The sequence below is a fragment of the Methylobacter sp. Wu1 genome (assembly GCF_036553575.1).
Classification (GTDB): Bacteria; Pseudomonadota; Gammaproteobacteria; order Methylococcales; family Methylomonadaceae; genus Methylobacter.
The window spans coordinates 73,394-85,407 of sequence record NZ_JAZHOC010000081.1; the positions used below are offsets into that span (position 1 = coordinate 73,394).

The 12,014-nt window shown below is 50.3% G+C and carries 13 protein-coding genes; 3 read left to right on the forward strand and 10 right to left on the reverse strand.

The genetic code is table 11. From position 1 onward, the window contains the following. Nucleotides 1-4 precede the first annotated feature (4 nt). The 5 genes from V2P20_RS19320 to adk form a co-directional block, all read right to left on the reverse strand. Entirely contained in the window at nucleotides 5-1,027 is a 1,023-nt protein-coding gene (locus V2P20_RS19320; protein ID WP_331821243.1) for an aspartate-semialdehyde dehydrogenase, read from the reverse strand. A 3-nt stretch (nucleotides 1,028-1,030) separates the two neighbouring features. Continuing rightward, nucleotides 1,031-2,116: a 3-isopropylmalate dehydrogenase gene (gene leuB, locus V2P20_RS19325; protein ID WP_331821245.1), complete on the reverse strand. Its 1,086-nt coding sequence runs from the start codon at nucleotides 2,114-2,116 to the stop codon at nucleotides 1,031-1,033. A gap of 50 nt (nucleotides 2,117-2,166) precedes the next feature. Continuing rightward, nucleotides 2,167-2,802 carry a 3-isopropylmalate dehydratase small subunit gene (leuD, locus tag V2P20_RS19330; RefSeq protein WP_331821247.1) on the reverse strand — a complete coding sequence of 212 codons (636 nt, stop codon included), beginning with the start codon at nucleotides 2,800-2,802 and terminating at the stop codon, nucleotides 2,167-2,169. Between the two features lies 1 nt (nucleotide 2,803). After that, entirely contained in the window at nucleotides 2,804-4,216 is a 1,413-nt protein-coding gene (gene leuC / locus V2P20_RS19335; protein ID WP_331821249.1) for a 3-isopropylmalate dehydratase large subunit, read from the reverse strand. Between the two features lie 64 nt (nucleotides 4,217-4,280). Next, nucleotides 4,281-4,919, reverse strand: a complete 639-nt coding sequence (gene adk, locus V2P20_RS19340; RefSeq protein WP_331821251.1) for an adenylate kinase — start codon at nucleotides 4,917-4,919, stop codon at nucleotides 4,281-4,283. 158 nt (nucleotides 4,920-5,077) lie between these two features. Between adk and V2P20_RS19345 the strand changes: the two genes are divergently transcribed. Both V2P20_RS19345 and V2P20_RS19350 read left to right on the forward strand, forming a co-directional pair. Continuing rightward, entirely contained in the window at nucleotides 5,078-5,533 is a 456-nt protein-coding gene (locus V2P20_RS19345; RefSeq protein WP_194968483.1) for a CBS domain-containing protein, read from the forward strand. Continuing rightward, the gene (locus tag V2P20_RS19350; RefSeq protein WP_331821253.1) at nucleotides 5,533-6,096 is read left to right on the forward strand and encodes a DUF1415 domain-containing protein; all 564 of its coding nucleotides are present in this window, start codon (nucleotides 5,533-5,535) and stop codon (nucleotides 6,094-6,096) included. Before V2P20_RS19345 ends, V2P20_RS19350 begins: the two co-directional genes overlap by 1 nt. A 79-nt stretch (nucleotides 6,097-6,175) precedes the next feature. On the opposite strand, the gene V2P20_RS19355 is transcribed toward V2P20_RS19350, so the two are convergent. Continuing rightward, nucleotides 6,176-6,955 (reverse strand): hypothetical protein, encoded by a 780-nt coding sequence (locus V2P20_RS19355; protein WP_331821255.1) that lies wholly within the window; start codon nucleotides 6,953-6,955, stop codon nucleotides 6,176-6,178. Between the two features lie 123 nt (nucleotides 6,956-7,078). On the opposite strand from V2P20_RS19355, the gene V2P20_RS19360 reads away from it, so the two are divergent. Further along, nucleotides 7,079-7,375 carry a DUF2288 domain-containing protein gene (locus V2P20_RS19360; protein ID WP_331821257.1) on the forward strand — a complete coding sequence of 99 codons (297 nt, stop codon included), beginning with the start codon at nucleotides 7,079-7,081 and terminating at the stop codon, nucleotides 7,373-7,375. 3 nt (nucleotides 7,376-7,378) lie between these two features. Here V2P20_RS19360 and V2P20_RS19365 read toward each other — a convergent pair whose 3' ends face one another. The 4 genes from V2P20_RS19365 to V2P20_RS19380 form a co-directional block, all read right to left on the reverse strand. Continuing rightward, nucleotides 7,379-8,683 carry a DEAD/DEAH box helicase gene (locus V2P20_RS19365; protein WP_331821259.1) on the reverse strand — a complete coding sequence of 435 codons (1,305 nt, stop codon included), beginning with the start codon at nucleotides 8,681-8,683 and terminating at the stop codon, nucleotides 7,379-7,381. Nucleotides 8,684-9,411: 728 nt separating this feature from the next. Further along, entirely contained in the window at nucleotides 9,412-9,672 is a 261-nt protein-coding gene (locus tag V2P20_RS19370) for a hypothetical protein (RefSeq protein WP_194968478.1), read from the reverse strand. Between the two features lie 392 nt (nucleotides 9,673-10,064). After that, nucleotides 10,065-11,264 (reverse strand): GNAT family N-acetyltransferase, encoded by a 1,200-nt coding sequence (locus V2P20_RS19375; protein ID WP_331821261.1) that lies wholly within the window; start codon nucleotides 11,262-11,264, stop codon nucleotides 10,065-10,067. A gap of 156 nt (nucleotides 11,265-11,420) precedes the next feature. Next, the coding region (locus V2P20_RS19380) for a hypothetical protein (protein WP_331821263.1) at nucleotides 11,421-12,014 on the reverse strand (594 nt) is incomplete at its 5' end.

Sequence of the window (12,014 nt, forward strand, 5' to 3'; positions counted from 1 at the left end):
TAGACTAGATGTAATTTTTTACCAGCACTTCTGCAATTTGCACGCTATTTAATGCGGCTCCTTTGCGGACATTGTCGCCAACAACCCATAAATCGATTCCCTGAGGATGCGAGATGTCTTCTCTGATGCGGCCGACGAACACATCATCGTGGCCTGACGAATCGGTCACCGCAGTCGGATAACTGCCGTCCTTGCGCTCATCGATCACTTTGACGCCGGGCGCTTTTTCAAGCAACGCCCTGACTGCCGCGACATCGATTTTCTTGTGCGTTTCAACATGCACGGCTTCGGAGTGGCCGTAAAAGACCGGCACCCGCACCGCTGTGGCATTGACCCTGACGCTATCATCGCCGAGGATTTTGCGCGTTTCCCACACCATCTTCATCTCTTCCTTGGTATAGCCGTTGTCCTGGAAGACATCGATTTGCGGCAACACGTTGAAGGCGATCTGTTTCGGATAAACATTGGACTCAGCAGGTTTGCCGTTCAGCAATTGCGCTGTCTGCTTGGCCAGCTCCTCGATAGCGTCCTTGCCGGTACCGGAAACGGCCTGATAAGTGCAGACATTGATCCTGTCGATGCCGACCGCATCGTAAATCGGCTTCAGCGCCACCAGCATTTGAATCGTCGAGCAGTTTGGGTTCGCAATAATGCCGCGGTTCTTGTATTCGGCGATTTTTTCAGGATTCACTTCGGGCACGACCAGCGGGATATCGTCGTCGTAACGGAACTCTGACGTGTTATCGATTACGATACAGCCCGCAGCGGCCGCTTTCGGCGCATAGATGGCCGATACCGAAGCGCCGGGCGAAAACAGGCCGATCTGCGCCTTGGAGAAATCAAACTCGGCCAGATCCTGCACCACTAAATTGCCGCCTTTGAACGGAATGCGCTTGCCGACCGAATTGCTGCTCGCCAGAGCGTACACCTCGCCGACCGGAAAATTGCGCTCTTCCAGAATGGACAGCATCGCTTCGCCGACCGCACCGGTCGCGCCCACGACTGCAACGTTATAAAGCTTGCTCATTGACTATGCTCCCGCTCTTAAAGCTGAAACCACGGCATCACCCATCTGTGCCGTGCTGACTTTAGTCATGCCCTCGGAATAAATATCGGCGGTACGAACCTTGGCATCCAGCGCCGCATTGACCGCTTTCTCGATACGGTCGGCCGCCTCGGCCTGATTGAAGGTGTAACGCAACATCATGCCGGCCGATAAAATGGTCGCCAACGGATTGGCGATGCCCTTGCCGGCGATATCAGGGGCTGAACCGTGAATCGGCTCGTACATGCCTTTACCGTTCGCATCGAGCGAGGCAGACGGCAGCATGCCGATGGAACCGGTCAGCATGGAAGCCGCATCGGACAGAATGTCGCCGAACATGTTGGTGGTCACAAGCACGTCGAACTGCTTAGGCGCGCGCACCAGCTGCATGGCCGCGTTATCGACATACATATGGCTGAGCGCGACATCCGGGTATTCCTTGCCGACTTCGGTCACGACTTCACGCCACAGCTCGGTACACTCGAGCACGTTGGCCTTATCGACCGAGCACAGGCGGCGGTTTCTTTTTTGTGCGATGCGGAACGCGGAATGGGCAATGCGGCGGATTTCCGATTCGCTGTAGACCAGCGTGTTGAAGCCCTGGCGTTCGCCGTTTTCAAGCATTCTGATGCCGCGCGGTTGACCGAAGTAAATGCCGCCGGTCAGTTCGCGCACGATCATGATATCGAGGCCTGCCACGACTTCCGGCTTCAAGGTAGATGCATCAGCCAGTTGCGGATACAAAATGGCCGGACGAAGATTCGAGAACAGCTGCAATTCCGAACGTATTCCGAGCAGGCCTTTCTCAGGACGTACCGAAATATCCAGCGACTCCCATTTCGGGCCGCCGACCGCGCCCAACAGCACGGCATCGGCTTCTTTGGCCAGATCGAGCGTCTGTTGCGGGAAAGGCGTGCCGTGCACATCATAGGCTGCGCCGCCGATCAAACCATTTTCAAAAACCAGACCCAGATTCATCTCGGCATTCAGGCATTCCAGCACCTTAACCGCTTCCGCGACAATTTCAGGGCCTATGCCGTCACCGGGCAACACTGCAATTTTCTTTGTCATTAACTTTAAAACCTTCTTTTTATATTATGAATACGTTTAAACCGCTGCCGTTAATCGGCAAACAGCCAAGGCGCTCTTTTCGCACGCGCCGTCTCGTAGGCTTTAATCTCATCGGCATGCTGTAAAGTCAAACCGATGTCATCGAGGCCATTCAGCAAACGGTATTTGCGGTTTTCATCGATGTCAAAAGCAATTTCCCGACCGGACGGAGTCGTGATTTTTTGCGCGTGCAGATCAATGGTCAATTGATAGCCTTCCGTCAATTCCTTGAACAGACTGTCGACCACGTCGGCCGGCAGGTGAATCGGCAGCAAACCGTTCTTGAAGCAGTTGTTATAAAAAATATCGGCGAAACTGGGCGCGATAATGGCTCTAAAGCCGTAATCCTCCAGCGCCCAGGGCGCATGCTCGCGAGAAGAGCCGCAGCCGAAATTCTCGCGAGCCAGCAAAATCTCAGCCCCTTGGTATTCGGGCTTGTTCAGAATAAAATCCTTGTTGAGCGGGCGATCTGTACAATCCATACCCGGCTCGCCGTGGTCCAGATAGCGCCATTCATCGAACAGATAAGGCCCGAAACCGGCACGGTGTATCGATTTCAAGAATTGCTTCGGGATAATCGCATCGGTATCGACATTGGCTCGATCCAGCGGCGCGACTAAAGCCGTGATTTTAGTAAAGGCTCTCATATTACTGACCCTCCCAGGTGCTGACATCGACAAAATGACCGGCAATCGCGGCAGCGGCGGCCATGGCGGGGCTGACCAGATGCGTGCGGCCGCCGTAACCCTGCCTGCCTTCAAAATTGCGGTTCGATGTTGATGCGCAACGCTCGCCTGGCTCCAGCCGATCGGCATTCATAGCCAGACACATGGAACAGCCCGGATCGCGCCATTCAAAACCGGCTTCGATAAAGATCTTGTCCAGTCCTTCTGATTCCGCCTGACTTTTTACCAGGCCGGAACCCGGCACTACCAATGCCTGCTTGATGTTGCCGGCTACTTTTCGGCCCTTCGCTATAGCCGCGGCAGCGCGCAGATCTTCAATGCGCGAATTGGTGCAGGAGCCGATAAAGACCTTGTCGAGCCTGATATCGGTAATGGCCTGGCCAGCCTTCAGGTCCATATATTCGAGCGAACGAATCATGCTCTGCTGTTTGACCGGATTGGTTTCCAGTGCCGGATCGGGAATGTTTTCGTCAACAGCCACGACCAGTTCCGGCGAAGTGCCCCAGGTAACCTGCGGCTTGATAGTAGCCGCATCGATCTCGACCACTTTGTCGAACGCAGCATCGGGATCGGAATGCAGACGTTGCCACATACGCGCGGCCATATACCAATCCGAGCCTTTAGGCGAATAAGGCCGGTTGCGGTAGTAATCGATCGTGACATCATCGACGGCAATCAGGCCGGCGCGTGCACCGGCTTCTATGGCCATGTTGCAGACCGTCATACGGCCTTCCATCGACAGGGCGCGAATGGCGCTGCCCGCGAATTCGATCGTGTAACCGGTGCCGCCGGCTGTGCCGATCTTGCCGATGATCGCCAGCACGATATCTTTCGCTGTCACGCCGGGGGCGGTTTGGCCGTTCACGCTGATCAGCATGTTTTTGGCTTTCTTCTGGACTAGGCATTGCGTAGCCAGCACATGCTCGACTTCGGACGTGCCGATGCCGAAAGCCAGCGCGCCGGAAGCGCCGTGCGTGGAGGTGTGCGAATCACCGCAGACGACCGTCATACCGGGCAAAGTTGCACCCTGCTCGGGACCAACCACATGGACAATGCCCTGACGCTTGTCGGCCATATCAAATTCGGTAATGCCGAATTCGGCGCAGTTTTGGTCCAGCGTTTCAACTTGCAGATGCGAGACCGGATCGGCGATGCCTTTATAGCGGTCGGTCGTCGGCACGTTGTGATCGGCCACGGCTAGATTGCGGGATTGCCGCCACGGCTTTCTGCCTTCCATCCGCAGACCTTCAAAAGCCTGCGGCGAAGTGACCTCGTGCAATAGTTGGCGGTCGATGTAGATCAGCGAAGAACCGTCGTCCTGGGTACAAACGACGTGGTCTTCCCATAATTTGTCGTATAAAGTTTTACCTGACATAACTCTCTGGTAGGGTTAAGCCGTCCGCCCGGACGGCTGCATTAATATGAAGTGTCCTGACTGTTCAGCCTAAAATCTCGAAAACCTTGGCAGTGATGTCTTCAACCGATCCAATGCCGCTGATCGATGCGAACTTGACCGGGCGGCCTTCGGCGGAATAATAGCCAACCAGCGGTTTGGTCTGTTCGTGATAAACGCTGAGGCGCTTACGCACGGTTTCTTCTTTGTCATCGTCACGCTGAATCAAGGGCTCACCGGTAATATCATCGGCGTTGTCGACTTTGGGAGGATTGAATTCGGTATGATAGGTACGGCCTGAAGGCGAGTGTACACGTCGGCCGGCCATGCGTTTGACGATTTCCTCATCGGCAACGACAATTTCAATGACGGTATCGATGGTCACGCCCATCGCTTCCAGCCCTTCGGCCTGGGCAATCGTGCGCGGAAAGCCGTCCAGCAGGAAACCATTGGCGCAGTCAGGTTGAGCTATGCGCTCTTTGATCAATCCTAAAATGATGTCGTCGGACACCAGGCCGCCGGCATCCATCACTTTCTTGGCTTCCAGGCCCAGAGGCGTGCCTGCCCGTACCGCCGCCCTGAGCATATCGCCGGTGGAAATCTGCGGAATGCCGTATTTTTCAGTGATAAACTGAGCTTGAGTTCCCTTGCCTGAACCGGGGCTCCCTAAAAGGATGATGCGCATAAATTCTCCAAATGTGCCGCCACAAAACCGAGCACTGATTTTATGGCCAGATAAAATTAGAATCGCCTATTTTATAACACAACCCATTAAATCTCTTGTAAAAATGCGCATGAATCCCTATTCTTGTCTGTAATCCTTATCTTTTAGGAGGAAATTCGATGCGCGTTAAAGAATTGATGACCTCAAAAGTATTTACCGTCGAACAACAGGACCTAATAGATCGGGCTTTTTTCCTGATTCACTACGAGAAAATCCGCCACTTGCCGGTCGTTAAAAAAGGCAAAGTGGTCGGCATGGTATCCGACCGCGACCTGTACAAGGCGCTCGGCCCCAAAAACAACCCCAACGTCATTGAAACGGGCGTTACCGAAATGCATGTGATTCCGAAAAAAGTGCAGAACATCATGCGCCGCGGCGTGTTGACCGTCACCCCGGATACCTATGCTTCGGAAGCTGCCGCCTTAATGGCTGATAACAAAGTCGGCGCACTGCCCGTCGTCAATAAGGACGACAAACTGGTAGGCATATTGTCGGCAACCGATATTCTCCGGGTGTTCTCAACAATCGAAAAAACCAATGAAAACCACGCGCAAACCATGAGCGGCAATGAATAATGCCTAAATTACTTACCGATCAGCAAGTCATCAGCGCCATTCAAGCCTGGGTGAAATCATTCATCATCGGCTACAGCATTTGCCCTTTCGCGAAACGTGAATGGGACCGCGGCAGCATTTATTACACGGTCAAACGCACTGCGGACATTGAATATTTTTTGGAGCATCTGATACAGGAATGCGAGCGACTGGACAGCGATGACGGCATTGAAACTACGCTGCTGATTTATCCGGAGGCTTTATCGGACTTCGATGATTATCTGGACTATCTGGACATCGCCGAACGTTTGCTGATCGAACAGGGCTATGAAGGCATTTATCAGCTGGCAAGCTTTCATCCCGACTACTGCTTCGATGGCTCGGCGCCGGATGATCCTGCCAATTATACCAACCGCTCACCCTATCCGATGCTGCACCTGATACGGGAAGAAAGCATTGAGCGGGCCGTGGCCGCCTATCCGCAGCCTGAAAATATTCCCGAGCGCAATATCGAACTGACGCGGCGTTTAGGGCTGGCCAAAATGCAGACTTTGTTAGCGGCCTGCTATCAAGCGGGGCAATAAAGCGCCGAAGCAGGCCGATAAAAGACAGCGCAGAAGGCGTAAGCGATGTCTTACGTCTTTTGCCGGGGTTCTGGAAAGATTATTTGGCTTCTTCGCCAGTAGAAGGCGATTCTTCCTTGCTTGCTTCCTCTTCTGCAGGCGTCTCTTCCTTGGCAGGAGGTTCATGATCCTCCATGCGAACCTCTTCTTCAACCGGAAGCTCTTCACCGGCTTTTGTTTCAGAGACCGCAGGTTCTTCCGTTGCGGCTTCTTTTTTGGCCTTCACCGCTTCTATAAACTCAACAAACCAAGGCAATTCCTTGACGGCGGCAATGTCCGGGTCATTCATGATATCGTCGACCTTAGGCAAGTAGCCTCTGTCTCTGGACTCCTCCAGCGCATTCAGGCAAGCGGTTTCATCGCCACGGAAGGCATAAATACAGGCCAGGTTGTAAGAAGCCGATCCAGCCTGAATCGCATTGGCTTTTTCAAACTGTTCTTCAGCCATGTCATATAGATGATCTTCAGGCTTGACGCCTTTAACTCGAGCCAGATCCATATAAGCCACGCCCCCGTCTATGGCCGCGCCCAGGTAATGAGGCTCAAGCGTCAGGCAAAAGGCGAATTTCGATATGGCTTCCTGGTAAAGAGCGGCGGCGGCTTCGCCAGACTTCAGTTTCGCATGATGCAATAAGGCAAATCCCCAGTTGTACAAGGCTTCGGCCAGCATAGGATGGTCGCTTACGACTTCGGCATAGCCCTGATAGACCCTTTTAAACAATTGATCAGCCTTGCCGGCTTCGCTTTTACGCGCCTCCGCTGTCTGTTTAATGGCTGAATTCAGCTTGGCTCTTTTTGCAAATGCTCCGAATAACGACATGCGCCTATCTCCTCATCTAGTGGGTTATAATTATGGTTGTTGATACAGCAACCTCGCATTCTAATGCCCGGATTCAATGTGTCAATAAACACATGACTGAAACACAACCAAGAGAGCGCTTTAATGAGTCACGCTGAAACCGATCTGGCCAGGGAAAAAGTCAATCTGGAAACTTCGCAAATAACCTGGAAAGAACTGCAACGCTTCTTTGCCAACGGCACGGCCGTCTATGTGGCGCCGGAACTGGATCTGGTTGAAGTGGCCTATCAGTTTTCAATGGATAACAAGGCCCAGGTCGAGCAATGGATGAAAAACAGCCAAGTGGGCCTGGTATCGGATCAGCAGGCCCTCAGCTGGTTTGAAACGGACGCTCAGGTTTGGTGCGTAGTGGTCAAACCCTGGATATTGGTCCAGGGCTAGTGCTTATCGCGCGGCCCTGGCCTTGCCTCTTGAGCCTCTTCTAACTTCCTTGTCGGCACTGTTGCCGGGGCTGGCCCGGCGCCTGTCGATGCTTTTCTTGTGCCGATAATCCTTTTTACCGGTCGTTTTATTCGGCGCATTCTTTTTGGGCATATCGACAACCTTTAATGACACCGGTTCATAGCCGGTGTCGGCAACGCGCGGGATCTGGCGTTTCAGCAGTTTTTCTATGTCCGCCAGCAGATAGGCTTCTTCGGGGCATACCAGCGACAATGCCTCACCGCTTGAGCCGGCGCGCCCGGTACGCCCGATACGGTGCACATAATCTTCGGCCACCTGCGGCAAATCGAAATTAACCACATGCGGCAACTGGTCAATATCGAGGCCGCGCGCGGCGATGTCGGTTGCAACCAGTACGGCGATCTTGCCGGTTTTAAAATACTCCAGCACCTTGTTGCGCGCGCCTTGTGTCTTATCGCCGTGCAGGGCTCCGGCGCGAATGCCGTCCTTTTGCAGTTGTTTTTCCAGCCTGTCTGCGCCATGTTTGGTTCGCACAAAAACCAGAACCTGCTTCCAGTTGCCGCTGCCGATCAAATAGGATAGCAACTCCCGTTTGTACTCGCGATTGATGCCATAAACCTTCTCTGTAATAGAGTCCGCCGTGGCATTTTGCCTTGCGACTTCAACTTCGACCGGATCGTTCAGCACCGATGCAGCCAGCGCTTTTATATCGCTCGAATACGTGGCTGAAAACAGGAGATTCTGGCGGTCAGCAGGCACCCACGAGATAATCTTGCGGATATCGGGCATGAATCCCATGTCGAGCATGCGATCGGCCTCGTCGAGCACCAGCATTTCCACTTTCGACAAGTCGGCGTTTTTCTGCTGTACATGATCGATCAAACGGCCAGGCGTGGCGATGATGATATCGCACTCCCTACGCAAATTACGCGCCTGCCAGTTGATGTTGACGCCGCCGTAAATCGCTTGCGCGTGAAGCGGCAAGTATTTTCCGTAAGTTTTGACGCTCTCATAGACCTGAACGGCCAGTTCGCGGGTCGGCGTCAGGATCAGCGCACGCACGGGACGCGGTTTTTGCGGGCGCAGTGAATGCGCCATTAAACGCTGCAGCAAAGGCAGCGTGAAACCCGCCGTTTTGCCGGTGCCTGTCTGAGCGCCAGCCAGCACATCGCGGCCTTCCAGAATCAAAGGAATAGCCTGCTGCTGAACAGGTGTAGGTGTGGCATAGCCTTGATCGGCAACAGCTTTAAGGAGTTCCTCGGTTAAACCGAGTTGTTCAAATGACATTAGATACCTCTGGTAGGAGAAAAGGGTTTAGGTTCTGCCGACATTTCATAAAAATCCAACAAAATCTCTGCCCATCCTGAGCACAGATGAATAGCGGAACGAAACTAACCGACAAAAACAATGAAATTTTTAACCAATAGTCGTTGAACGGATTTGAATTTCAAACGTTTTTTGCACTGTTGGGAATATGAAGTAGGGAAGTTTTTCGCATACGGACTGCAGTCAATGCCCAGGTGTGGAAAGTCTCGATCGATAGTGCAAACACCTGTGATATGCCTGTGCTGTCGGAGCGACCGGCATAACAGCTAACTGAGCGGTGCCTTATGGCACTTAAAAAACCAATTTTACTACTAAAATTCATGCCAGCATAGAGACAGAGATACCGGGCAGCCCGCCGGATCTTATTCTGGCCGTTAGATTAGGCAGTGATTCGAGCGGGCAGATAACTTGTTAGGTTTGACGCTGGAGAGCTTTATTGAGTGATTCCATCTAATGCTTGCCTTCAAACAATCACTAAAAATGAATGGGCCTATCAGAGCAAGGCGCTGCGATTGATATCAACAGCTAACTTGCACGTTGGCAAATCCATATGAGCGATAATTTTTACGCCAAATTTAATTTGACAGACGTTTCCAGAAAGCCAGAAACTGCCAGATCAGGCCCGAACCTTCATATGACAGCAATTTGTGACGCAGAATTCTACGACATCTTCACTCCTGCGGCTTTAATCAATGAGTGCTTGCCGAACTGACTTCCTGCATTAGAGAAGAATTGGCGTTTTTATTTAAATTCTCTATTTGAATCTGATGATGCCTGTTAAGGCTTTCCATTTGTATTTCATGTTGCCTTTTTACGTTTTCTATTTGAATCTGCTGTTGCTTCAGTATAGAAGACATCTGATTTCGCTGTTGAATAACCAGTTCTGCAATTTGTTTTTTTTGAACCTCAAGTAAGTCATTAAGCGCTTTTGTACTCAATTCATTGTTCATAATATGTCCTTAAATTATATAGCTTCTCAAATAAATAACTTCTTTGCTGCAATTAAAACGCTGCTTTTTAATAGTCGCCTTATTAATAATGCATAATTTCAATTTCAAAAAAAGTGTACAGCGAAAGAAAAACATTAACATTTTACAAACAATATTTTTAAATTTAGATTGCATATAAAAAGTTATGTTTAAGCATATCTCAGATTATCCACTTTCTTGATCACTTGGCAGAGTATTGCGCTTAATCATCATGATTGAATAATAAATTAAGATACCACCCTTTCCATATTGGTAGAAAAATGTGGATTTCTAAAATTCCATATCATTAAGCACTGTATATACGCTCCGGCTCATTTCCTTTGTGAATGGCTTTATGAAATGAATCCCGGACTTCATGCCCGAGTAATATCTCTCCCCAGCAATCGCTGTGATAGCTTAGCCGCCCGCTTGTTCATGCGAAAATCATTCTGCGTCATGCCGTTACCGTACACATCGATAAACTCTTTGGTTTCAGGCAGCCAAAGGTGTTGCCGAAAAAAACTTTCCTGATTAAAACCTATTTTTAAAGTGTTTTTCTGAGATGCCGAATTGTAGCTGTATACGAAGGTCACTAATTTATTAAGACGAATTTTATTAAACGCAAAATCCATTACTAAAAGAGTAGCCTCTGCGCCAATAGAGCCATTACGATCTACAGGATCTGGAATACCAATCAGAAACTCGGCTTTTCTATGATCCATCTGAATATCAACAAGATTGGCAATGCCTATAGAACGCTTGGTGTGCGAATCAGATATCCTGGTAATAACCCAACTCATCGACTTTTTTCGGCAAGGATGAATCAACTCTTCTTCTCGAAGTTTTAAAGCCAAACTTTCCGGGTCTTTATTGCGAGGAATAAAACAGTTGTATAGCGCCATAAACTCAGGATTTTGAGAACAGCGCCACAGATATGCAGCATCATCTTCACAAAAACGCCTTAGACAGACCCTTTTCCCATAGAGTGATTCAAGCCATATCGGGTCAACTTCAGCGAGATTGGAAGCCGCTTTATCAAAATCAGGCCGCAGCTCTAACGCCTTACGAAAGCATTTTTGTGCCTCAGTGGCGTTATATTGTTCTTTCAGAGCCTGCCCTAAGTTGTTATAAGCGTCTGGATTATCTGGCTGCAAATCGATCACTTTACGATAACAGCCAATGGCATCACTTAGCTTACCCATTCTGTACATAGCATTGCCTAGAGTGTTGTACACTTCCGAGCGGGTACTATCCAACGATAAAGCATATTTGCAATACTTTATAGCATCATCGATACGCTCCTGCTCCAATAATGCATTACCATAATTTCCATAAAAGTCAGCCCGCTTAGGAGCACTGGTTATCGCTTTAATGAAATATTCATTAGCTATTTCGTAGCGCCGTGTTCGCGCATAAATAATAGCGAGTAAATGCAAGGCATCCGGCTGATTCGGATAACTTGCATTTACTCGCTGACATAATGTTTCCGCTTTTTCAAATTGTCCTGCTTGCAGATAACCAACAATCTTTCTCAAATCATCTGACAACGCAACCGTTGAAACAATCGCTGCCACCACTATCACTCCTTTTCATTGAGGCGACTGGAAAATACCCATCAGGATTTTGCCTCCTGATGGGTATTTCTTATCATGCAAGTTTAAAAAATATCATTCTCGTTGCGCCTAGCCTTAAACTGAGGCTCAATTCAATAATGATAAATTTAAACCTTGCTACACTGAATATAAAACACCGGCTTGGTCACCAGCTATATCGGTTACTCCTAAAAGTGAGATAGGGTTTTCAGGAACTGCATCATTCTCAATGGAGAAAGTCACATCACCAGTATCTCTGTACACATCCAATGCAGCGCCATTACCCGGTGCGTTTCCGTGATTAACTCTTGCCACCGGATCGGCTGCTGCTGGAGCGACTGCAGCAGCATCACTGCTGGCTGGAGCCGTCACCCTAACATCCCTGCTGGCTGGCGTTGGAACGCTAATATGGCTGCTGGCCGGGGTAGTTACGGCAATATCATTGTCGGCTGGAGTAGTTACAGTAATATCTCGACCGACAGGGGTAGTTATAGTAATACCGCTGTTACCCGAAGCTACAGGCGCACTGTCTAACGGAACGCTGGTCTGCGATACTGGCTCTGTCGTACCAAGTGCTGTCACAAAGTTCAGCGTGGCTTCATCACTCACGCCTGCAAAGGCATTGCCTACCAGATCCGTAACCACGCCCGCGTCCAGCTGGACGAAATAATTGCTGTCTGTCAGCAGATCTTCCGCCGGATTGATGGTTACGGTATTGGTCGTGCCGTTCTT

Excerpts from the sequence above, each read along its gene's own strand:
- V2P20_RS19320 (WP_331821243.1), bottom strand. The coding sequence starts at position 1,027 with ATGAGCAAGCTTTATAACGTTGCAGTCGTGGGCGCGACCGGTGCGGTC.
- leuB (WP_331821245.1), bottom strand. The coding sequence starts at position 2,116 with ATGACAAAGAAAATTGCAGTGTTGCCCGGTGACGGCATAGGCCCTGAA.
- leuD (WP_331821247.1), bottom strand. The coding sequence starts at position 2,802 with ATGAGAGCCTTTACTAAAATCACGGCTTTAGTCGCGCCGCTGGATCGA.
- leuC (WP_331821249.1), bottom strand. The coding sequence starts at position 4,216 with ATGTCAGGTAAAACTTTATACGACAAATTATGGGAAGACCACGTCGTT.
- adk (WP_331821251.1), bottom strand. The coding sequence starts at position 4,919 with ATGCGCATCATCCTTTTAGGGAGCCCCGGTTCAGGCAAGGGAACTCAA.
- V2P20_RS19345 (WP_194968483.1), top strand. The coding sequence starts at position 5,078 with ATGCGCGTTAAAGAATTGATGACCTCAAAAGTATTTACCGTCGAACAA.
- V2P20_RS19350 (WP_331821253.1), top strand. The coding sequence starts at position 5,533 with ATGCCTAAATTACTTACCGATCAGCAAGTCATCAGCGCCATTCAAGCC.
- V2P20_RS19355 (WP_331821255.1), bottom strand. The coding sequence starts at position 6,955 with ATGTCGTTATTCGGAGCATTTGCAAAAAGAGCCAAGCTGAATTCAGCC.
- V2P20_RS19360 (WP_331821257.1), top strand. The coding sequence starts at position 7,079 with ATGAGTCACGCTGAAACCGATCTGGCCAGGGAAAAAGTCAATCTGGAA.
- V2P20_RS19365 (WP_331821259.1), bottom strand. The coding sequence starts at position 8,683 with ATGTCATTTGAACAACTCGGTTTAACCGAGGAACTCCTTAAAGCTGTT.
- V2P20_RS19370 (WP_194968478.1), bottom strand. The coding sequence starts at position 9,672 with ATGAACAATGAATTGAGTACAAAAGCGCTTAATGACTTACTTGAGGTT.